This window comes from Paenibacillus sp. FSL P2-0173 (assembly GCF_038008045.1).
Classification (GTDB): domain Bacteria; phylum Bacillota; class Bacilli; order Paenibacillales; family Paenibacillaceae; genus Paenibacillus; species Paenibacillus polymyxa_B.
On record NZ_JBBOYK010000001.1, the window covers coordinates 1,345,345 to 1,366,481 of the forward strand.

The 21,137-nt window shown below is 47.3% G+C and carries 22 protein-coding genes and 1 other annotated feature; of the genes, 3 read left to right on the forward strand and 19 right to left on the reverse strand.

Features of this window, described 5'->3' with window-relative positions; translation table 11 throughout:
- Positions 1–84 precede the first annotated feature (84 nt).
- A complete protein-coding gene (gene gpr, locus MKX30_RS05915; RefSeq protein WP_023989518.1) occupies positions 85–1,086 on the reverse strand; it encodes a GPR endopeptidase in 1,002 nt (333 codons plus the stop codon).
- Between the two features lie 198 nt (positions 1,087–1,284).
- Here gpr and rpsT point away from each other — a divergent pair, with 198 nt between their 5' ends.
- Positions 1,285–1,557, forward strand: a complete 273-nt coding sequence (gene rpsT / locus MKX30_RS05920) for a 30S ribosomal protein S20 (protein ID WP_013311181.1) — start codon at positions 1,285–1,287, stop codon at positions 1,555–1,557.
- A 141-nt stretch (positions 1,558–1,698) separates the two neighbouring features.
- On the opposite strand, the gene holA is transcribed toward rpsT, so the two are convergent.
- The 8 genes from holA to MKX30_RS05960 form a co-directional block, all read right to left on the reverse strand.
- A complete protein-coding gene (holA, locus tag MKX30_RS05925) occupies positions 1,699–2,730 on the reverse strand; it encodes a DNA polymerase III subunit delta (RefSeq protein WP_013311182.1) in 1,032 nt (343 codons plus the stop codon).
- 213 nt (positions 2,731–2,943) lie between these two features.
- A complete protein-coding gene (locus tag MKX30_RS05930; protein WP_341062576.1) occupies positions 2,944–4,407 on the reverse strand; it encodes an anti-sigma factor family protein in 1,464 nt (487 codons plus the stop codon).
- The gene (locus tag MKX30_RS05935) at positions 4,404–4,952 is read right to left on the reverse strand and encodes an RNA polymerase sigma factor (RefSeq protein ID WP_013311184.1); all 549 of its coding nucleotides are present in this window, start codon (positions 4,950–4,952) and stop codon (positions 4,404–4,406) included. The genes MKX30_RS05930 and MKX30_RS05935 overlap by 4 nt, the downstream gene beginning before the upstream one ends.
- Before the next feature lie 228 nt (positions 4,953–5,180).
- The gene (locus tag MKX30_RS05940) at positions 5,181–6,170 is read right to left on the reverse strand and encodes an iron-hydroxamate ABC transporter substrate-binding protein (protein ID WP_341062577.1); all 990 of its coding nucleotides are present in this window, start codon (positions 6,168–6,170) and stop codon (positions 5,181–5,183) included.
- A gap of 165 nt (positions 6,171–6,335) precedes the next feature.
- The gene (locus MKX30_RS05945; RefSeq protein WP_231517129.1) at positions 6,336–8,876 is read right to left on the reverse strand and encodes a DNA internalization-related competence protein ComEC/Rec2; all 2,541 of its coding nucleotides are present in this window, start codon (positions 8,874–8,876) and stop codon (positions 6,336–6,338) included.
- Positions 8,806–8,958, reverse strand: a complete 153-nt coding sequence (locus MKX30_RS05950) for a hypothetical protein (RefSeq protein WP_226887754.1) — start codon at positions 8,956–8,958, stop codon at positions 8,806–8,808. Before MKX30_RS05950 ends, MKX30_RS05945 begins: the two co-directional genes overlap by 71 nt.
- A gap of 179 nt (positions 8,959–9,137) precedes the next feature.
- Positions 9,138–9,656 carry a deoxycytidylate deaminase gene (locus MKX30_RS05955; protein ID WP_025723414.1) on the reverse strand — a complete coding sequence of 173 codons (519 nt, stop codon included), beginning with the start codon at positions 9,654–9,656 and terminating at the stop codon, positions 9,138–9,140.
- 88 nt (positions 9,657–9,744) lie between these two features.
- Positions 9,745–10,338: a ComEA family DNA-binding protein gene (locus tag MKX30_RS05960; protein WP_028540441.1), complete on the reverse strand. Its 594-nt coding sequence runs from the start codon at positions 10,336–10,338 to the stop codon at positions 9,745–9,747.
- A gap of 295 nt (positions 10,339–10,633) precedes the next feature.
- Between MKX30_RS05960 and comER the strand changes: the two genes are divergently transcribed.
- A complete protein-coding gene (gene comER / locus MKX30_RS05965; protein ID WP_028540440.1) occupies positions 10,634–11,479 on the forward strand; it encodes a late competence protein ComER in 846 nt (281 codons plus the stop codon).
- Here comER and leuS read toward each other — a convergent pair.
- On the reverse strand, positions 11,460–13,898 hold the full coding sequence (leuS, locus tag MKX30_RS05970) for a leucine--tRNA ligase (RefSeq protein WP_023989526.1): 2,439 nt from the start codon (positions 13,896–13,898) through the stop codon (positions 11,460–11,462). The genes comER and leuS overlap by 20 nt on opposite strands.
- A 61-nt stretch (positions 13,899–13,959) precedes the next feature.
- Positions 13,960–14,217: a binding site (T-box leader), on the reverse strand.
- A 184-nt stretch (positions 14,218–14,401) separates the two neighbouring features.
- Between leuS and MKX30_RS05975 the strand changes: the two genes are divergently transcribed.
- Positions 14,402–14,791: a tautomerase family protein gene (locus tag MKX30_RS05975; RefSeq protein WP_028540439.1), complete on the forward strand. Its 390-nt coding sequence runs from the start codon at positions 14,402–14,404 to the stop codon at positions 14,789–14,791.
- A gap of 72 nt (positions 14,792–14,863) precedes the next feature.
- On the opposite strand, the gene MKX30_RS05980 is transcribed toward MKX30_RS05975, so the two are convergent.
- The 9 genes from MKX30_RS05980 to MKX30_RS06020 all read right to left on the reverse strand — a co-directional run bounded on the left by MKX30_RS05980 (position 14,864) and on the right by MKX30_RS06020 (position 21,068).
- On the reverse strand, positions 14,864–15,637 hold the full coding sequence (locus MKX30_RS05980; protein WP_023989528.1) for a class I SAM-dependent DNA methyltransferase: 774 nt from the start codon (positions 15,635–15,637) through the stop codon (positions 14,864–14,866).
- A 3-nt stretch (positions 15,638–15,640) separates the two neighbouring features.
- Complete coding sequence (locus tag MKX30_RS05985) at positions 15,641–16,549, reverse strand: CvfB family protein (RefSeq protein WP_023989529.1); 909 nt, start codon at positions 16,547–16,549, stop codon at positions 15,641–15,643.
- Entirely contained in the window at positions 16,546–16,893 is a 348-nt protein-coding gene (gene rsfS / locus MKX30_RS05990; RefSeq protein ID WP_013311194.1) for a ribosome silencing factor, read from the reverse strand. Before rsfS ends, MKX30_RS05985 begins: the two co-directional genes overlap by 4 nt.
- Positions 16,890–17,486, reverse strand: a complete 597-nt coding sequence (yqeK, locus tag MKX30_RS05995) for a bis(5'-nucleosyl)-tetraphosphatase (symmetrical) YqeK (protein ID WP_023989530.1) — start codon at positions 17,484–17,486, stop codon at positions 16,890–16,892. The genes rsfS and yqeK overlap by 4 nt, the downstream gene beginning before the upstream one ends.
- Entirely contained in the window at positions 17,470–18,060 is a 591-nt protein-coding gene (nadD, locus tag MKX30_RS06000; protein WP_023989531.1) for a nicotinate-nucleotide adenylyltransferase, read from the reverse strand. Before nadD ends, yqeK begins: the two co-directional genes overlap by 17 nt.
- Positions 18,061–18,077: 17 nt before the next feature.
- Entirely contained in the window at positions 18,078–18,374 is a 297-nt protein-coding gene (yhbY, locus tag MKX30_RS06005; protein ID WP_013311197.1) for a ribosome assembly RNA-binding protein YhbY, read from the reverse strand.
- Between the two features lie 68 nt (positions 18,375–18,442).
- Positions 18,443–19,312, reverse strand: coding sequence for a shikimate dehydrogenase (gene aroE / locus MKX30_RS06010; RefSeq protein WP_023989532.1), 870 nt, complete (start codon positions 19,310–19,312; stop codon positions 18,443–18,445).
- Between the two features lie 105 nt (positions 19,313–19,417).
- Entirely contained in the window at positions 19,418–20,545 is a 1,128-nt protein-coding gene (yqeH, locus tag MKX30_RS06015) for a ribosome biogenesis GTPase YqeH (RefSeq protein WP_023989533.1), read from the reverse strand.
- On the reverse strand, positions 20,538–21,068 hold the full coding sequence (locus MKX30_RS06020) for a YqeG family HAD IIIA-type phosphatase (protein ID WP_013311200.1): 531 nt from the start codon (positions 21,066–21,068) through the stop codon (positions 20,538–20,540). Before MKX30_RS06020 ends, yqeH begins: the two co-directional genes overlap by 8 nt.
- Positions 21,069–21,137 lie beyond the last annotated feature (69 nt).

Consider the following 21,137-nt stretch of genomic DNA (forward strand, 5'->3'; position numbering starts at 1 on the left):
GTTTATCACCTCCCTTTTTGAAAGAGATTAGATTCCTGTTAAATAGAGACTTTTGGTATGAAATACGATTTTACCAACCCTTGATTAATGCGTATAGGCGGCGACATTGCCAGGATCAACAGCTTCGTGCAGAGCAGCGTTCAATCCAGTAGCAATGATGTTCGCGATATCTTCAATAAATTCATCGATCTCTTTAGGAGTCACAATCAGATCATGCCCCAGCGGCTGCAGTACCTCTCTCACCAGCCCAAGTCTCTCAGGTTCTGAAATATCGTCCAACATCCCCAGGATTGCTTTTGTAGAAGCCTTTTCTTTGGTAAAATGTGTTTTCATCAGTTCGATTACGTTATTGACAATGGTAGAAGCGTAGCATACCGTCGGAACGCCGATAGCGATACACGGAACACCCATAATATCCTTGGTGATACCGCGCCGCTTGTTGCCAATACCTGAACCTGGATGTATCCCGATATCAGCCACCTGAATGGTCGTATTGACGCGCTCCAGTGAACGTGACGCCAGAGCGTCAATGGCAATAATCAGTTCTGGCTTTGTGCGATCCACGATGCCTTGAACGATTTCACTGGACTCGATCCCCGTAATACCCAGGACGCCCGGTGCAATTGCGCTCACATCTCGATACCCCGGGTTGATTTGATCAGGTGTCAGTTCAAAAAATTGACGAGTCACCATCAAATTTTCAACGACAAGCGGCCCCAGCGAATCGGGAGTAACGTTCCAGTTGCCCAGACCTACCACCAGTACCTTTGCCGTATTAGAGATCCCTATTTTTTGTATAAAATGCTCCATTTCTTTTGCAAATGCAATAGCTACACGTTGCTGGAGCCCCGTGTCGCCTTCACGCAAGCCTGGTACTTCCAACGTGACGTAATGCCCTTGTACCCGCCCAATACGGTTGGCTCCTTCTTCATTCAGTACGTCCAGCCGTGTGATTTTGATTCCGTTATCTTCCTCCACGTTCTCACTTATGCCCGACAGAGGTACAGGCTGATCCCGTTCGGCCAGTTCTCTTGCCTCTAATGCCAAATCCGTGCGTACCGCATACTTCTGCAAATCCAGATCCATCTTTTAAGCCTCCTTGGATACCATCTTTGACTATAGTGTGCGAGACACCCAACAGGTTTATGCACATCCATTTTCATCCTGTAATTCGCATCGCCTCAGAATGTTTTCTTATTGCAATTTGAGGTGTGGCATGCTAAAATATTTTAAGTTGTGAAACGTTTGTGTTCATAAGTAATGCCTTTACAGGAGGTGAATGTAATGCCAAACATCAAATCCGCTATCAAACGCGTTAAAACTAGCGACAAACGCCGTGCGTTGAACGCTTCCCAAAAATCCGCGCTTCGTACAGCAGTAAAAGCTGCCGATACAGCGTTGGTAGGTAACGAAGCTGAAACTGCTGCTGCTGCTTTCAAAGTAGCTTCCCAAAAGCTGGACAAGGCTGTAACTAAAGGTCTGATCCACAAAAATGCAGCTGCTCGCAAGAAATCCCGCTTGGCGAAAAAACTTAACGCTCTTACAGCTCAAGCGTAAGCAAGAGCTACTTTCATACGTTAATGAAAAAAACCTGACCAGCCTTGGCTGATCAGGTTTTTTTAGTTTATAACTTTTGTTAATTTATAGAGTCAGCTTTCCACGCTACATGAGCTGACTCTATAACAGCACATGGGGGGATTAGATTGAAGCCCCCGCACCCATTTTCATCAAAAATAGCTCCAGTCCCAGTACCTTGTCAACGACACCTGTTTTCATATGATAATCCAGCTCGCCCAATTCGTAGAGAAGCTGACGCAGCTGCTCAGGGCGGAACCTCCGCGCTTGGTCCCCTGCAACTTTCACCCCATAAGGATGCAAACTAAGCTGACTGGCAATTTGTTGCTGGGAATAGCTTTGACCTGCCAGCTCTTTGACCTGCAACATAATACGGAACTGTCGCGTGATCAAAGCGGCAATCTTGATCGGTTCCTCTTTTTGCTTAAGCAACTCATAAAAAATACTAAGCGCCTTATCCAGCCGCAAATTAGCCAGATCCTCAACCATCGCAAATACGTTTTGCTCTGTGTTACGAGGCACCAGGGATTCTATATCAGCGGATGAGATCGTTCCCTGTGCTCCTGCGTACAAGCAGAGCTTGTCTATCTCGGCAGCCAAGGATTGCAGCCCGGTACCTGTAAATTGAATGAGGCTTTCAGCAGCTCCTGCAGCCAATTGCACTTCTCTTTCTCCTGCACGCTTATGGATCCAAGCTATAAGATCATCTCCACCCATTGGAGCAAAAGCAATAACCGAAGCATCACTTTTCAGCTTTTTGACAATCTTTTTCCGTTCATCCAACTTTTCAGCCTGAACCGTAAAAACGATGACGCTATAGTCAGTCGGGTTATCCATATAAGTCAACAGCGTCTCAAGCCGGTGCTCTATCTTACCGCTATCTTTGCCTGCTGCAAATACACTGGTATCCCGTACAATAATCAGCTTCTTTGGCACCAGAAAAGGCGCTGTTTCCGCCTCCTCCACGACCACCTCAATTGGCGTTTCGGTTAAATCATAAGGAATGATGGCGAAGTCACGATGCTCCTCTTCCACCACTTTCTCTTTAAGCATCTCAACAAACTGCTTCATTTGATATTTTTCACTGCCGTATAGCAAATACACTGGCGAAATGTCGCCTTTGCGAATAGCCTTAGAGGCTGTTTTTACATCCATTTTCCGTTCCCCCCACCCACTGATCGTACCCGACATCCGACCGGAAGGCAAGTCATGATACAAACGAAGGGACCCTGCCTATAGACAGGATCCCTTCACCACCATCTATATCAACACGGCAGCAGAAAGCTCTAGAAACTTTCGGCCGTCGGGATACGACGTCGGTTCATATAGTATATTCTCTGTTTTTAAAAGTGTGCCAACTTACGGAAACTATTTTCCAGTGCTGCGCGGGACGGTGTACGTATATTTACTTGCTGTCCCATCCTGCTCCGTCTCATACATAAAGGTCTGGCTGTCTTCTGACCAGCTTCCTTTGACCCAGGCACCTTTTAGAGTACGGACTTCCAGTGTTGTTCGGTCTACACCGTTATCGGAAAGCTTATACACTTTCAGCTTTTTGCCCTCAATAGCCACCGCATAGCTACCATCTGGCGAGTTGAGCTGATCTGTAGAGCCAGATTGGGCACTATAGCTGGAAGCATTATTGTTGTCCGGAGAGACCAGTGAATTAGATACAAATCCTTCTTTACGAACCGGGTCTTGCGACACGGATGATTGCTGATCATCAGAAGCTGCATTGCTGCTATCCGTTCCTAAGGCATTGCCCGAATCCTTTGTGATACTTTTGGAAGTCGTTTCTTTCGACGTTTCATTTGACGCAATTCGATCCTGTACCTTCAAATCCTGACTAAGCGACGAAGAAGAATCATTCGTACTTGTGTTACCATTATTATTGTCCTGAGCGGTACCCGTACCCGCTAGGGGTGCTTTTTCCATTTTCGGTTCCAACTGTTCAGCAGGAGCAATCGTGGATTGATCAGATTTTTCCTGACTTAACTGTTTGTCCTCAGATTTAGGAGCATCTCCAGCAGACGGATTTTCCTTTGTCACCTGACGATCCGTACGTAGCTGCACCTGCCCTTCATCCTGACGAGAAGAATGTTCAGCTGGTGCAGACTTCGTCGAATCTTCCTCCCCAGCCCGCTGATCGTCACGTTTCCCAGCATCCCGTTTGGAAGAGTTCTTTTCATCGTTTGCATTGGTTGCACCTTGTTTGCTCAGGTCAGGATCTTTATCCGCAGGTAGCTGAGATGCATCCGTTCCTTGCCCCTGCTCTGACGGCTGCTGTGTAGAATCCGAACCAATGGCTGCATCACGGCCTCCACTGCCATTGGCTGTACCTGGAAGAATTTCCGTCTGATTCTGCCGATTCGTCACTTCGGGCGTCTGGGTTGTAAGTATGCCTTCCGCATCCTGCACTGTTTTAGGCTCGAAGTTAAACACTACAATCCCCAGTACAACAGCAGCGGCAGCCACGCCCATGGCAGCGCGCCCAGCCATTCGGTTCCACCAAGGTGTAGGCTGGGTACTTTGTCTAGGCACTGGTCCAGGTTTTACAGCCACAGGCTGCATTTCCTGAAGCGCACTTCCCTGCTCTTCACGTGCACGGTCAATGGCATCAAGCTGAGGCATGATGGAATCCACCAGGCTGAACGCCGGGGAAACCGTAGGCAATTCCTCCAGCTCGCGAGAGAGTGTCTGAAGAATAAGAAATTTTTCCGCACAGTCCGGGCAAGTCGCAATATGGTTCATTAATTGGGACGTCTCTTCTTCGCCCAGCTCATGATCCACATAACGCTGCATCCAATCCATCACCTCTTCCCCACACTTCATCCTGATACACCACCTTTCTGATATTCCTGAAGTAGCCCTTGCAATTGCTGTCTTGCACGATATAAGTATGACTTGACCGTATTTAGCGGCAAATCCAGAGAATCTGCAATCTCGTTATAGGAGAAATCCTGCAAATATCTTAAGACAATTACCGTCCGGTGGTGCTCCGGAAGTTGTTGTATAGCCTCACGAACATCCTGTGCCATGTAAGAGGTCAACACCTCGACCTCCACGTTTTGGGGATCGTTGAATATCATGTCGTGCTCGTCAATGGAAACCGAGGGCTTCGTTCTTCTGAATTTGTCGATGCATATATTCGTTACAATGCGTTGGACCCAGGTTTTAAACTGCGCTTTTTCCTCATAAGAGTTAATTTTGGAATAGATCCGTATGAGGGCTTCTTGTGAAGCATCCATCGCGTCCTGCTCATTGTTTAGAATGTAATATGCCGTACGGTACACATGCTGTTCTATCTCTCTTAATAGGGTAATGAGAGCGTCGCGATCGCCCGATTGAGCGGCTCGAATGAGTCCCTGCTCTACCACAAAGGATCCCCCTCTCCCTGCAATATTACAGACGTATCCATTTTGCAAATTGTTGCAGGATAGACGTCTGACACTAATTTTATTTTTTCAACAAAAAAAATTATACCAAAAAGCCCAGAATCCCCAGCGTATCCTCCCTTAGAATAACAGAAAAAGGGAAGGTAGTCACCTTCCCCTAGCTCCTACATACATCTAAATGCTAGCCTATCGAGCTGCAAGATCATATTGTTACTTCTTGGAAACCAAAAAATCAGATATGAGTTCTAATTGATAAGTCAGAGCAATCGGATCTTGAAAATAAAAATCGTCGATTGAGTATTGATATACTTTACCTGATTTAACGGCAGAAAGGTTCTTCCACACACTTTTAGATAAAATATCTTTTCCTTGGTCTGTTCCGTCGCCTCTAATACCCAACATTAAATAATCGGCATCGCCCAGCATCTCCGGTAAAGCCTCTATTGAAATGCTGGCCCATCCCTTCTCGAACGCTGCCTTTTCTACCTTCTCAGGAGCATGAAGTCCCAGCTCATCATAAAGTATGGCTCCTCCACGTCCATAAGATTTTCCATATAGATATAATTCTTTTCCTGTAATCTCAAAAATAGCGATTTTTTTGCCCGAATCAATGACGTCAGACAAAGCCTGTTTCTTCTCAGCAATCTTGGTTGCAAAATCAGCCAGGCAATTCTTCGCTTCCTGCTCCTTGTTTAACACTTTGCCCAGCTCCATCAGACGATCCTTATATTGATATTTACCATATGGAATATATACTGCAGGTGCTATTTTTTTCAGATTTTCATACGCTTTCTCATCATAGGTAATGATCAAATCCGGCTTCAGGGTGATTACCTTTTCAAGGGACAATGCGGAGCTGTCACCGATATTTGCAACACCATTCAAATATTTTTTATAGTATGGAGCATCAAATACAGTGTCTGGAGCCCCTACAGGTGTAATACCGAGTGCTAGCACATCACCTACATAATCATCGACTGCCACTACGACACGCTGGGGATGCTCAGGAAGAGTAATTGTACCTTTATCACTTTCATATGTACGTGTGGCAGCTTCATCTCCAGTTGATGTGGTCTGGGCGGCAGCAGATTGACCGCTTACCGTTGCAGTCCCACCCCCACTTGTAGCGCATGCACTCAATACCAGCATTAACGAAATGATGAACAAACAAGCTGATGCTCTGAATTTAAAATAACTCACAATATTCCTCCCATTAATAATGATTCTCATTTTCATTACTCATATGATTCTATCAAAGCTTACAGCTACTGTCCATGCAGATTGGATTCAAAGCAAACAGCTCACTCCTGAGAGTGAGCACCCGTTTTAGTGTGTTGTTGTACTGATAAAAAAGGATCGAAAAAACTATTTGCGTTGGTACCGCACACTCAGTTTTCCTTGCTGCGCTCGAATCTGTATCTCTCCCATCGTATCTGTTCGATATATAGCAGAATTAACTGCCGATAAACGTTCCAATACCGCTTCATTCGGATGTCCGTAAGTATTGGTCGCACCGACCGAAATAACAGATACTTTCGGTCGCCAGTAGGATAACCACTCTTCCGAGGTGGAGTACTTGCTGCCGTGATGTGCTATTTTCATGACATCTATAGCTTTCCTTACAGCCCCCGTTGCTCCCTCATCTTTCACACTTGATGAAAAACGAGTTAATTCAGAGAGCAACGACGACTCTGCTGCATCATCCATATCTCCTGTGAACAAAAAAGAGGCTCCCTCCATCTCCAATATCATGGCAACAGAGTAATGATTCTGTTCCTTCATAACAGGCAACTGCTCAGATTCGTTCTCCGGTAGTGTAAACGGATAGAGAAAGCGGATTTTCGTAGCCTGGTCTGGTTCCCATTCCATACTATGATGTGCACCATACAGCTTGATCTGCTTGTCTAAAGCCGTGTTCAACAGCTTACGAAATGGGGTTTTATCTGTCAGGGTACCGTTAAAAAACAAGGTATATACAGGAATCTGGTCAAGCACAGCCTGTAGTCCTCCGGCATGATCATGATCTCCATGCGTTAAAATGACAGCGTCCAGGCGATGCACACCTCGTTGCTTTAGCAAGGGTACAATCGTATCTTCACCTACCTCGTAGGGATCTGCACGCTTGCGCCAAGCATTTTTCCCTGTCGCAAAATCCATTGTACCCCCGCCATCAACCAAGATATGTTTCCCGCCCGGCGTTGTAATTAAAATGCTGTCACCTTGGCCCACATCCAGATATTGAACAATTCCCGTATTTCCCTCACCAGGAGATTGGTAACCTGTATACAATATTCCAAGCCAAGCAATAACACTTAGAGCCAGTGCCAAATGACGATAACCATTCCACTGTCGACTTGCAAATTTCCCTGCTCCCTCAGGTTCAGGAGCCGTATGCAATATAGCCGCCCATTCTGGAGAAGCTGCTAATCCTGTATATATAGGTGATGAAATGGCAGTAGAATTCAAGACGGTAATGTCGTTCGTTTGCCTGCGGGATGTCAGCCACCTTTTGAGCCAGTACAAAACACTGTACAGAGCTGCGTAATACGCCATGACCCACAGGATGGAAGAAGACGGCCAAATACTCACATAAGCATCATCTACATTCAGCCATTTCACTAGTAAAAAGGTCAAATCGTTCAATTGCTCTGCCGGCCACGCAAGAATACGAGCCCCATCCCCCCACAAAAAGGAAAGCCCCATCGCCACCGTACCTAATGGAAGCACGATATATGTAATAAGGGGTACAAGCACAAAATTGGCCGCAAATGATAACAACGAAAATTGATTAAAGTAGAATACCGTCATTGGAAACGAAACAAGCTGTGCCGTAATTGTAATCGCAACTTCACCGCCGATTAGGAAAGGCCATTTGGCGAAAAACGGCTTCATAAGCGGCATATAAATGAGCAACCCACCTGTCACCAAAAAGGAAAGCTGAAAGCTGACGCTAAGTAGATAATATGGATTCCAAATCAGCATGAGCAACGCGGATATACTTAGAATATTAAGTCCGTCTTTGAGCATACCTCGTCGGGCTGCAAACAAGCCGATCATCGCCATAATTCCCGCCCTCACAACAGAGGGAGAAGCACCTGTCAGCAGGACATAAGCCGGAATGAGTATCATCACGACCGTAAGAGATGTCTCGCGGCTAACTCTTAGTAGCTTGAGTAAATATAATAGTGTAGCTGCATATACCGCCACATGCATGCCCGATATTGCTAAAATATGCGTTAAACCAAGCTGCGTAAACTCGTTATACGTTGCTGGGTCCAACTCATCTGTTACCCCAAGTACCAGTCCTTTCATATATCCTGCGTGATGAAGTGATGTAAATGCCGATTCCATTCTCTGCCCTAGCTGCTCCCTAAGCTGATCATTCCATCTGAACAAAGTGTAGCGGTTCCACAGTGAAGCTTCCTGCTTCTGTAGCGAGGCTGCCCCATCGCCTTTGAAAAGCCAGTGGATTTCCTGTGTGTGCAGGTATTCACTGTAATCAAAGCCACCAAAGTTCCCCGCTTTTGCAGGAGCCTTTAAGGTGCCACGCAGTAGGATTGCATCTCCACGTTGCCACGCTGCCGAAAGTTGCTGTTCCTGCTTGGCAGCCAACTTGATATGAACAATGACCTGTTCAGAAATTAGTGCACGATTCTCGTCCTTTTTCGAATGACTTCCGTAGTGATTGATTGAGGTGACTCTCATCTCAAACTGTGTTCGATCACCATCTACCTGTACTTCAGAAGCGATAAGCCCTGCTACTTGAACAGGCATGTCTTCCAACATAGAAGACGATACATGAAGAGCATCGGGAATACTGCTAACATTATGCGTATCATGCCAATACCAATGAAATCCACCCCCGCTGATTGCAAGCCAAAGTAATACCATATGCCGGATGGGGATTTTCATCCATAAAGCTATAAGCGGAAAGATCAGGGTAACCCCCGCCCAGAGCAACAAAAGCATCCGTCCAGAATACAGACATGCTCCCGCACTTCCTGTAATCCAACAAACAGTAAGGGTCAATATAGGTCTAGTTAACACAAGCTTAGCTTGAATACAATCACCTTCCGGTAGCAAACATTGCTTTTTGTCCAAAATAAGCAAAACAAAAAGAACCTCTGACAAAATAGCATTCGTCAGAGGTTCTTCCTCGTTTACTTTTTAATTCATTACATCCATCAGCGTTTCTTTCGGTGGATGATAGGTCTTCAGCATACGAAAGGCGATTCCCTTTTCCTCCATCATAGCACGAACCTTGTCGGCATCTTTGGGATAAGGTCTGTGGTATACAATCTCCACAATACCGCTGTTCGCCAACATATTGGCACACGTCCAGCATGGCTGGTCAGTGACATATACTGAAGAGCCTTCACGATCAATTCGGTCAGTAAACAGTAGCAGGTTCTGCTCCGCATGAATAGTGCGAATACAACGCTGCTTCTTAACCATTTCCTCGCGCCCATCACGGTGAACGACCTCATACTCCTCTGAGATCATACAGCCTGCCTCAGAACAGTCAGGCACCCCGGATGGTGCTCCATTATAGGCCGTCCCCAAGAGCTTTTTACCTTGTACAAGTACGGCTCCAACATGACGCCGCGCACAGCGCGAACGGGTGGATACCATATAAGCGATATCCATGAAATAGGTGTCCCAGTCCTTGCGTACATCTGCACTCATTTCCATCTCTCCCGTATAAACAAGTTAAAACGTAAACCATATCCGCTACCGCCGTTCTCAGGGCCTGTACATTGTAATCTTATATAAGTTACAAGCTGACATACGGCTTCATTTTCGCCAACATTTTAGCTCCGATTCCCTTTACATGATCCAAATCGTTCACACGTTTGAACGCCCCATGCTGATTACGGTAGTTCAAAATAGCCTCGGCTTTTTTAGCCCCAACCCCTGGTAGCTCCATTAACTCGGCAGCAGTCGCCGTGTTGATGTTTACCTTTTTTTCGCCGGAAACGGGTGTAGTAACCGAATCACTTACCGTATTGGTCCTACTCGTCGTTGCACCACTCGAACTAACAATACCTGTGTCTGAGCTCGGATTCGCAGCAGCAGATACACCAGTAGAAATCTGCACAGTATCACGTTTCACATTGTCAGCGGCTTCGGCATTCCTACTGCGCTCAGCTTTGTCTGAGGGTTCTTTTACAGCAGGCTTTTTCTGGGCATAGTCACTGCTGCGCTGCGACTCATTTGGCTCTGAATCCATCGCCACAGCCTGCTCCACCTTATGGTTAAGTAAAGTCCACTCTTCTTGCGGCTCAGAGCGCTGTCCTCCGGCAAATAAAATAAGTCCACTCCCGATTACAGCAAGCGTTATCGCTGTTCCTGTCCATACGCGTTTCATTTCCGTATCGTCCCCTACTCCACATGGATTTCGGGAAATTGAGCCGACTGAAAACACCGTCTCAATCAAACAGAGCAAGTCTGTTCAATTCCCGTTAAACCGGAGGGTGCAAACAACCTCCATACGGTCTCGCTGTGAGCATTTTTACAAAAAAGTGGTACGACCCCGGGCACGATCTAACATGCTCAGACATAAAATTCGTCATGTCGGCCAAGACCAGGCGCATACACTAAGAAGAATGACAGCTGACAGCACAGCGTCTATACCGCAAAGTATGAAAGGAGGACGTTGAACAATGAAAGTTGGATTTATCGGGACTGGCAGCATGGGAAGTCTGCTAATTGAGTCTTTTATTAATTCTAACGCACTCAAGCCGCAGCAAATATCAGCAAGCAATCGAACGCATTCCAAGGTAACCGAGCTAGCCCGTCGTTATCCAGGTTTGCATGCAGCCCAAAGCAACCGTGAAACGGCAGCGGAAAGCGATGTTTTGTTTATCTGTGTGAAGCCGCTGGAATCAAAAGCCGTAACGGATGAAATACGCAACGTCATTACAGAAGAGCAAATCGTCGTATCTATCACAAGCCCGGTGCAGATTCGTATTTTGGAGCATGCACTGAAAGCCAAAGTGTCCAAAATTATTCCCAGTATCACCCACCAAGTGGGCAGCGGAGCCTCACTATGCATCCATGGAAGCCGGATTACAGAGGAGGACCGCACCCTTCTGGAAGAGCTTATGTCCCACATCAGCAGGCCGATTCGGGTTAAAGAATCTTATACTCGAATCACGTCGGATTTTTCGAGTTGCGGTCCTGCTTTCTTGGCCTTTTTTATGGACCAGTGGATTCAAGCCGCAGTTCAAGCTACAGGTATAGACCGTACGGAGCTATGCGCCCTGGCCGGTGAAATGATCATCGGCACTGGAAAGCTGCTCACGGAAGGCGGGATGACACCAGCCGAGTTACAGGCCAGAGTGGCGGTTCCCGGAGGTATTACTGCCGAAGCTCTCGCACTGTTGGACATCAGCCTGCATAGTGTCTTTCCCGAGCTGATACAGGCCACGCACAACAAGTATGAAGAAGACATGCAAAAGGTGGATGTCTCCTTCGGCTTAAAGCCAATTAACCGGCAACAATATTAACCAGCTTACCTGGTACAGCAATTACCTTGCGGATCGTTTTGCCGGCCAGTGCCTGCTGAACATTGTCCAACGACACAGCGAATGCTTCCATCGCTTTAGCATCAAGATCCTTGGCAATCGTTGCACGCTGCACAATTTTACCATTCACTTGCACAACAATTTCCACTTCGGCGTCCACCGTCCATGCTTCATCATAAGCAGGCCAGGCCGCGTAGGTAATGCTATCATTGTGCCCCAGCAGCTGCCACAATTCCTCGGCCAGATGGGGTGCAAGCGGCGACAGCATTTGCACGAAGTTTTCCATTGCTGCACGCGGCAGAAGGTCTGCTTTGTATGCATCGTTGGTGAAGATCATCAGCTGGCTGATCGCTGTATTGAAGCGCAGTGCATCCAGATCTTCGGTTACTTTTTTCAGCGTTTTATGCCAAGTACGATTGAACTCATCGCTACCGCCGTCATTTGTAATTTTATCGTTCAGGCTACCATCCTCGGAAACAAACAGGCGCCATACGCGGGACAGAAAACGATGTGCTCCCTCTACCCCATTCTCATTCCATGGCTTGGTCGCTTCCAGCGGCCCCATAAACATCTCATAAATACGCAGCGTATCGGCGCCAAACGTATTGACAATATCATCAGGATTAATGACATTACCGCGTGATTTACTCATTTTTTCATTGTTGTTGCCCAAAATCATACCCTGGTTGACCAGCTTATAAAAAGGCTCTTTCGTTTCCACTACGCCGATATCATACAGTACCTTATGCCAGAAACGGGCATACAGCAAGTGAAGAACCGCATGTTCCGCTCCGCCAATATACAAATCAACAGGCATCCATTCACGTTGTTTCTCTTTGGATACAAGCTCTTTGTCATTTTTCGGATCAATAAAGCGCAGGTAATACCAGCAACTGCCTGCCCATTGCGGCATTGTATTTGTCTCGCGGCGTGCTTTCATACCTGTCTCAGGATCAATGGTTTCGATCCAATCTGTTGCGTTCGCCAGCGGGGATTCACCTGTACCTGAAGGCTTGATATTGTCCATCTCCGGCAGTACGAGCGGAAGTTGGTCCTCAGGAACCGTTTTGATCGTTCCATCCTCCAGATGAATTACCGGAATCGGCTCGCCCCAATAGCGTTGACGGCTGAACAGCCAGTCACGCAGGCGATAGGTGACTTTGCCGTGTCCTTTGCCCTCGGCTTCCAGCCATTCAATCATCTTCGGAATCGCTTCCTCGTTGGTAAGTCCATTCAGCGGGCCGGAATTGACGTGCGGTCCATCCTCAGTATATGGCTCATTAGCCACATCTCCACCTTGGACAACCTCAATGATATTCAATCCGAATTGCTTGGCAAATTCCCAGTCACGCGCATCGTGAGCAGGTACAGCCATAATCGCTCCAGTTCCGTAGCCTGCAAGTACATAGTCAGCAATCCAGATCGGCAGCTTTTCGCCGTTCACCGGGTTCACTGCATAAGCTCCTGTGAATACGCCTGTTTTATCCTTGGCCAGATCCGTACGCTCCAGATCGCTTTTACGAGCAGCTTGTTCACGGTACTGTTGTACAGCATCCTTTTGCTCAGGCGTAGTGATAATATCCACCAATTCCTGCTCTGGTGCCAGCACACAGTAGCTTGCGCCGAACAGTGTATCTGGACGGGTTGTAAATACTGTGAGTTGCTCGTCATAGCCTTCAATTGGAAAACGAACCTCTGCCCCGGTAGACTTACCGATCCAGTTCCGCTGCATATCCTTAATACTCTCAGACCAATCCAGTTCCTCCAGATCCTCCAGCAGACGATCCGCGTATTCCGTAATTTTCAGCATCCATTGACGCATTGGTTTACGGACGACCGGATGACCGCCACGCTCACTCTTACCGTCAATAACTTCTTCATTCGCTAGCACCGTTCCCAGCGCCGGGCACCAGTTCACAGGTACTTCAGCTACATATGCAAGACCGCGCTTGTACAGCTGGATGAAGATCCACTGTGTCCATTTGTAATAATCAGGATCCGTCGTGCTGATTTCACGATCCCAGTCGTAGGAGAAGCCGAGCGATTTGATTTGACGGCGGAAGTTATTTACATTTTTCACCGTAATTTCGCGTGGGTGCTCCCCTGTATCCAGCGCATGCTGCTCGGCAGGCAGACCGAAGGCGTCCCAACCCATCGGATGCAGTACGTTGTAGCCGCGCATTCTTTTATATCGTGAAACAATATCCGTAGCTGTGTAGCCCTCTGGGTGGCCTACATGTAGGCCGGCTCCAGATGGGTACGGAAACATATCCAAAGCATAAAACTTCGGTTTGCCCGGCTCTTCCCCGGTACGGAACGTCTTGTTCTCATCCCAATATTTCTGCCATTTTGGTTCAATACTTTGCGGTTGATAGCCGTGCTTCGGCTGTGTGTCTGTCATTGTCTTTTCCTCCTCAAACGGTATGCAACAAAAAAACCTCTGCATCCCGTAGCGTGTCAGCGCTAGGGACGAGAGGTTATATTCCCGTGGTACCACCCTAGTTAGCAGAAAGCGTTCTTCGCGTTCTACTCCCTTTGCACCTGATAACGGAGGTGATCCGATGCGGGTTAATAACAGGATACAAGCACCTGTATAGGGCGTTCCTGCGTTGGACGCATATCTCCGAGGCGAGTTCACTTTGCACTGTCAACCGGCTTGCACCACCCGCCAGCTCTCTACATGTCCAGACAAAGCTACTATTCCTCATCAGCGATTGTTTAACCGTTAATAATGGCACTATTATATTGAAAACCGCGAAAAAAGTCAAATAAGGACTACCTTTGGTGTTAAAGACCCTCTTCATACTAATTGTTCATGACACATGCATACGAATGTTTTATAATGATTTCGAATTAAATCGCTTCAAGTTGAGATGAGTTGAGATAAGAAAGGTGAGCTGAGAAATGGCACAGATTAAAATTTACGGAATAAAAGAAACTCTAAATCCAATCAAAAAGCAACTTTCAGAGGTGATTCATTCTGCTGTGGTGGATGCGTTCAAATATCCTCCTGACAAGAGGTTTCAACGTTTTTTTCCTATGGATCAGGAAGACTTTATATATGCCGATGGTCGCTCTGAGGCGTACACCATTATTGAAATCAGTATCTTTGAAGGCAGAACGACAGAAGCTAAGAAGCAACTCATTAACCTGTTATTCCAAAGAATTAACGATCTTTTGGGTATTTCTCCACAGGATCTTGAGATTACTATATTTGAAACACCCAAACAGAACTGGGGCATTCGGGGTGTACCGGGTGATGAGCTTCAGCTGAGCTATAAAGTGAATATATGAGTGCAAAAAGACGCCCTTCATGTCATCATGAAAAGCGTCTTTCTTTTCCCATACTCGCTAAATGAAGCCTTGCTATTTTACAGCAACATAAAACAGTCTCGCCGCGTCATCTTCTGCTTCTACCCATTCAAAATCCGCATATACCTTCACATCACGAAAACCCGCTTTGGACAATTCTGCCTTCATCCAGTCTGGGTCATAGGCACGTTGAACATGTATTTCCTCGAAACGCTGGTATAGATCGCGTCCTTCTTGTTCTGCTTTCGCAAAGATACTAAGATGATGCTCAATTTCACAACGGGGAGTGTCCAACGCACATGTCCAGATATACGAGATAGAGCGTTCATCCAGTACGAAAGGCTGCTCTTCATCATAACGTAAAAACGTCTGAGGATGATGTACATCGAACAAGAAGGTTCCGCCAGGCTTTAGACCAGCATGCGTTCTGCGAAAAGTAGAAATTATATCTTCTTCCTCCAACAAGTAATTCAGACAATCGCAAAAAGAAATTACAGAATCCACAGGCTCGGGTAAAATCCATTCTCTCATATCCTGCTGTATCCAGCGAACGCTTCCCTCACGAAACAATCGCTGTCCCTGTGGAGTGGTTTCCATTTTGCGACGGGCTACTGCCAGCATGTCAGAGGATAAGTCGATTCCAGCCACCTCGAAGCCCGAGTTAACCAGGGGGATCGTAATTGAACCCGTTCCGCAGCCCAGCTCGGCCACCGTATGAGGCATACCGTACTGATCCCAAGCCTGCCGTGCAAAGCGCAACCAGTCCGGGTACGGCATGTCCTGCATCAGCTCATCATACACATAGGCAAACTTCCGGTAAGAAGCCATTTTTTATTCCCCATTCCCGTCCTTCGGTTCAGGTATATTCTCCACCAGGTAGGTCCAGTTTTCCTTTTGTGTAACCAGTCCTTCCTTCATCAGCTTGCCCATCGCACGCTTGAAGGCGGATTTACTGATACCAAACCGTTGCTTGATAATATCCGGCGGTGTTGCGTCGGAATAAGGCATGCCGCCGCCCGGACGCTCTTTCAGAAAAGCAATCAACCGCTCCGCATCCTCATCACGGCCTACTTCCTTGCGTGGTGACATCGCCAGATTGACCCGACCGTCTTCCCGAACAAGCGTGACCCGTACCTTGACCTCTTCGCCCAAGCGAAGCATCCGGTTACGCTCCGAGGAATGAATCATTCCAATCGCGCCAAAACCAAGCACACCTCCGTTCACCAGGACGAATGTGCCCATCTGAAGCGGCTTGTACACAGTCGCCTGCACCCACGTATTCAGCCACGAATCAGGGGCGTGGAAGCACAACGGAGCCAGCTCCTGTTCCCCTGCCAGCTTAGCCCGCAGTCTGCCTTGCTTGTCATGCTCCATAATGGCATACACGTAGTCGCCCACACGAGGATGCAAATCTCGGTTTTCTGGCAACTCACGAATCGGCAGCAAAAGCTGACGACCCAATCCCATCTCCAGGAAACAACCCAAACGCGGATGCACATCGGCCACCTCAAGCTTTGCCATTTCGCCCAACGACAAGAACGGCTTTTTCATAGTTGCGGCCAAACGGTCCTCTGTATCGTGAAAAATAAATACCTCCAACCGTTCACCAACTTCGATTTCACGTGTCAGCTCCGTATAATGCAGCAGCACATCCTGCTCACCAACAGTGAGAAAATAACCGAAAGGAGATACCTCACGATCCACCATAATGGTGACATAAGTACCGGCGATCAAACTCATACCTTTTCCACAACCTTAGCATCCGACCAGAGTCGTTCAATGTTATAGTATTCGCGCTCGTCGCGATGGAAGACATGCACTACGACATCCCCCAAATCCATTAGCACCCAACGGGCGGAATCCATTCCTTCGATTCCTTTGATGGTTACACCTTCATCATGAGCGCGTTTGCGAATTTCTGTTGCAATCGCCTGTACCTGTGTATCCGAATTACCGTGGCAGATGACAAAATAATCAGCTACTAGTGATATTCCCCGCAAATCCAGTGCGACAATATTCATTGCCTTTTTATCATTTGCAGCATCAACCGCTGTTTGCATTAATTGCTCATTAGTTAGGGTCATTCATGAACCTCCGTTTTTCTCTGTTTTAGTTGTTGAATCAAGTCATTGCGCGACAAGACTGTCAGTGGAAAAATAACCTTTTTCTTTTCCAGCAACAATGTAATCGTGGAGTCAAATCCAGCGATAAGGCCCTGCTCCAAGCTTTTCTTTGCCTGTTTACGGATATGCTCAACCCCCGGAAAATCCCGTCCCGGTTCGATGTAATCAGCGAGACACACGACTTTATCCAGCAGGCTCATACCTACGCGTCCTGACGTATGCCAGCGGATCGCATTCCTTATTTCCGGATCATCCACTCCGTAATCTCTTGCTGCAACGCAGTATCCTACCTCTGAATGCCAGAGCTGCTTGTCATGTTCCAAAAGCTCCTGATCACATTCGGGATGACTGCGAATCACCTCTTCCATCTGCTGGACAGGCCAATATTTCGCTACATCATGCAAAATAGCCGCCAGTTCGGCCTTATCCGGATCTGCTCCATATCGCTGCGCAAGCTCAACTGAGGTATGCATAACACCTAGTGTGTGCTTCCAGCGCTTTTCAGGCATTTGACCAGATACGGCTTCCATTAATTGCTCACGGCTGTACTTCATACAAACCGCCCCTTGTAATATAGTCATGCACACGATCAGGCACAAGATAACGGATGGTACGCCCTTCCGCAGCACGCTCTCGAATATCCGTCGACGAAATGTCCACCACTGGCATATCCGCCAGCAGTACCTTGTCCTGCAAATAATGCGGCAACTCATCCAACGCAAGCTGGAACCCTGGGCGCCGAACACCAATAAAATAAATTCGCTGCGCCAGTTCCTCAATTCCCTGCCAATGAGGCAAGTAGTTCACCATATCCGCACCAATAATAAAATAAAAATCCACAGCAGAGTGCAACTCCTGAAGCTCCTTGATCGTGTCAATGGTATAGGATACTCCCCCGCGAAGCACTTCAATATCCAGCACTTCAAAAGCAGGATGACCCGCTACCGCTTCACTCGTCATCTCCAGACGCTCCTTACCGCTCGCCCCCGCCTGATGCTTGTGCGGAGGAATATGAGAAGGCATAAACCATACTTGATCCAGATCATAGGCATCTCTTGCCGCTTCTCCAGCCAGCAGATGTCCAATATGAATTGGGTCAAATGTACCACCCATAATACCGATTTTCATAATTTTCTCCCCGCGTGTTATCCTCTAGGCAACTCGATTTCCTTATGATCACGGGATTCTTTGTACAAAATAATAGTGCTCCCGATGATCTGAACAAGCTCAGAACCTGTCTCCGCGGCCAGTTCTTCCGCAATTTCATGTTTGTCGTCCAAACAGTTGTTCAAAATTTGCACTTTCATCAGCTCACGCTTTTCAATCGCATCGTTGATGTGACGCATAAGATGCTCATTCGTACCGTTTTTGCCTACTTGAAAAACCGGGTCCAAATGATGCGCCATTGAACGCAAATATCTTTTTTGTTTACCTGTTAACATGTATATTTAACCCCTTCGTCGCCACATATGCAATGCAGCATTTCCATAATTTTAATGTACAATCTTACTTACGACAGGCTACTCAGCACAGCCGCTCTCATTTGCTCTACAGCAGGGACAACCCCTGTGAAATACTCAAAAGCCACAGCCCCCTGGTACACGAACATGCCCAAGCCCCCATGTACAGTGCAGCCGCGCTGTTCACGGCTTTCCCGTAAAAGTCTCGTTTCCAGCGGATTGTAGATCAAATCACTCACAATGATTCCCTCCGGAATCAAGCTCGTTTCCAGTGGAAGTTCATCCGATAAAGGGGACATTCCCACCGAGGTTGTGTTAATCAACACATTCACTGTGGCGAGCACGCTCTTGGCATCCTCGTTAGAATAACCCCTCACTGGGATCGCCTCCGTCGTCCACTCTAATGCCAGTTGCTCAGCTTTGTCACGTGTTCGGTTCAAAATAATAACCGATTCCGGTTGCTCCTCCAATAGAGCATGAATTACGCCACGAGCAGCCCCTCCGGCTCCAAGAACAGCAATTCTTGCGCCCTTCAAATCGACAGAAGTCTCTTCTTTGAGGGAACGTACGTAGCCAATTCCGTCCGTGTTATAGCCCTTGAGCCGTCCATTGTCATTCACTATCGTATTGACAGCGCCAATGAGTCTGGCCCCTTCATCAATCTCATCCAGATATTTCATAACCTCGACTTTATGGGGAATCGTCACATTGACTCCGCGGAAATGCATAGCGCAAATCCCCTTCATGGCATCTTCCAGCTGATCCGGTTTGACATGAAGAGGTACAAAATCTCCTTCAATCCCCGCTGCCTGTAAAGCTATTTTATGCATAAGAGGCGATTTGGAGTGCTTGATCGGATCACCCAATACGCCCAATAGTACAAGACCTTGTTCGGTCGCTTCAGACTCCCCGCTGTTCATCGTTGCTCTCCCCCATATTGCAAAATATTAGGCCGCACAAATACATGAATGGCGGCAGGAACCAGTACCTGTTCCTTGCCGCCCTATAACATGGTTACAGCAACGTTATATCAACGCAGGCCGCAAAAGCACACGGACTCCCCGAGGAGCATGAACCGCAACCAGAGCTCCGTTCTCGCTATTCACTCTGATCCATCCCAAACCGGAAATGTAGATGTCCGATGGAGATTTGCGTGGAACGCGGAACTCATGTCTTGTCCATTCCGGCATTTCTGCCAATTGATCGCGTGTTGGCGGAGATAACAATTCCCCGGCATGATCAGCGAACAACTGATCAGCCCGCTCCAGCTTCGTGCGATGTATTTTAAGACCACCGTTAATGTAGCAGGTAAATGATTGGTGCTGACCCTCCACAAAATCAAATCGAGCCATACCGCCGAAAAACAATGTTTGTCCGGCATCAAGCTGATACGCAGCAGGCTTCAGCGGCTTGTCCGGCATAATAGCACTCAAGTCCTGACGGGAGACAATCTCACTGAATCGCCAAGGGTATACAATACCCGGAGTATCAATAATGTGCTTGCCGTCGTCGAGCGGAATATTCACCATATCGAGTGTAGTCCCCGGGTAACGGGACGTTGTAAGTTCCTGCTCCATATCGCTATAATCACGAATCAAGCGGTTAATGAGCGTGGATTTACCCACATTTGTCGCTCCGACCACATATACATCGCGGTTACCACGGAGCTCAGATACCACATCCAACAGACGGTCAAAGCCCTGATTTTTCTTAGCTGAGCACAGTACGATTTCTTCTGTGCGTAGTCCTTGCTCCTTCGCTTGCTTTTGTACCCAGTTACGCACCTTGTTCCAATTCGTTACCTTAGGCAGCAAATCGGTCTTGTTCACAGCCAGTATAACCGGATTGGAGCCTACAAAGCGTTGCAAACCGGAAATCAAGCTACCTTCAAAATCAAAAATATCTACAATGTGGATGACGAGCGCATTCTTGTCACCAATTTGACTGAGCAGCTTCAAGAACTCATCTTGATCCACCGTCACTGAAGACGTCTCATTATAGTTTTTGATCCGGAAGCAACGCTGACAGATGACAGGTTCGCGAGTAAGCAATTTTTCAGGAATATATCCCGGAAGCTCCGGGCTAGTGGTCTGCACGGTGATACCGCAACCACTACATTTGACGGCAGTGCCGCCGTCAGGTCTTTCAGTCATTCTTCTTTTCCTCCTCAAGCCATAAGCCTTTCTTACGTAACCTTGTGAGCGCGATTCGCTCCAACCGCCGATTAAATCGGGTCATGACTCCTTCATCATGAATGGATATCGGTAGCACCAACACCGTATGCAATCCCAGTCGGTTACCTCCCAATACGTCCGTCAACATTTGGTCTCCGACCATAATAGTCTCTTCCGGAGTCAGCCCCATCATACGGATGGCTCTACGAAAAGACGAGTTGGAAGGCTTCCGTGCGGCATGTATAAATTCAATGTCCAAAGGCGTAGCAAACACGGATACACGGTCCATATTGTTGTTAGACACGATGACAAGCTTAAAACCCGCCTGTTTGACCTTCTCAAACCAGGCCACCAGCTCGGGAGTCGCATTCGGCGCTTTTGCGCCGACCAGCGTGTTATCCAGATCCGTAATAATGCCGCGATATCCTTGAGCATACAAGCCTTCGAGATCAATATCAAAGACGGTATTCACCCGTAATTTGGGCATCAGCATTTCAAACAACGTCGGTCACCTCAGTTTCATACGACAAACTATACCATATTACTATGGCTTAGTAAAAAGCTATCCGCA

Bases quoted from the DNA above. Each gene is read 5' to 3' on its own strand.
- gpr (WP_023989518.1), bottom strand. From the start codon at position 1,086: ATGGATCTGGATTTGCAGAAGTATGCGGTACGCACGGATTTGGCATTA.
- rpsT (WP_013311181.1), top strand. From the start codon at position 1,285: ATGCCAAACATCAAATCCGCTATCAAACGCGTTAAAACTAGCGACAAA.
- holA (WP_013311182.1), bottom strand. From the start codon at position 2,730: ATGGATGTAAAAACAGCCTCTAAGGCTATTCGCAAAGGCGACATTTCG.
- MKX30_RS05930 (WP_341062576.1), bottom strand. From the start codon at position 4,407: ATGAAGTGTGGGGAAGAGGTGATGGATTGGATGCAGCGTTATGTGGAT.
- MKX30_RS05950 (WP_226887754.1), bottom strand. From the start codon at position 8,958: ATGTCTGTATTCTGGACGGATGCTTTTGTTGCTCTGGGCGGGGGTTAC.
- MKX30_RS05955 (WP_025723414.1), bottom strand. From the start codon at position 9,656: ATGAGTGCAGATGTACGCAAGGACTGGGACACCTATTTCATGGATATC.
- MKX30_RS05960 (WP_028540441.1), bottom strand. From the start codon at position 10,338: ATGAAACGCGTATGGACAGGAACAGCGATAACGCTTGCTGTAATCGGG.
- comER (WP_028540440.1), top strand. From the start codon at position 10,634: ATGAAAGTTGGATTTATCGGGACTGGCAGCATGGGAAGTCTGCTAATT.
- leuS (WP_023989526.1), bottom strand. From the start codon at position 13,898: ATGACAGACACACAGCCGAAGCACGGCTATCAACCGCAAAGTATTGAA.
- MKX30_RS05975 (WP_028540439.1), top strand. From the start codon at position 14,402: ATGGCACAGATTAAAATTTACGGAATAAAAGAAACTCTAAATCCAATC.
- MKX30_RS05980 (WP_023989528.1), bottom strand. From the start codon at position 15,637: ATGGCTTCTTACCGGAAGTTTGCCTATGTGTATGATGAGCTGATGCAG.
- MKX30_RS05985 (WP_023989529.1), bottom strand. From the start codon at position 16,549: ATGAGTTTGATCGCCGGTACTTATGTCACCATTATGGTGGATCGTGAG.
- rsfS (WP_013311194.1), bottom strand. From the start codon at position 16,893: ATGACCCTAACTAATGAGCAATTAATGCAAACAGCGGTTGATGCTGCA.
- yqeK (WP_023989530.1), bottom strand. From the start codon at position 17,486: ATGAAGTACAGCCGTGAGCAATTAATGGAAGCCGTATCTGGTCAAATG.
- nadD (WP_023989531.1), bottom strand. From the start codon at position 18,060: ATGAAAATCGGTATTATGGGTGGTACATTTGACCCAATTCATATTGGA.
- yhbY (WP_013311197.1), bottom strand. From the start codon at position 18,374: ATGTTAACAGGTAAACAAAAAAGATATTTGCGTTCAATGGCGCATCAT.
- aroE (WP_023989532.1), bottom strand. From the start codon at position 19,312: ATGAACAGCGGGGAGTCTGAAGCGACCGAACAAGGTCTTGTACTATTG.
- yqeH (WP_023989533.1), bottom strand. From the start codon at position 20,545: ATGACTGAAAGACCTGACGGCGGCACTGCCGTCAAATGTAGTGGTTGC.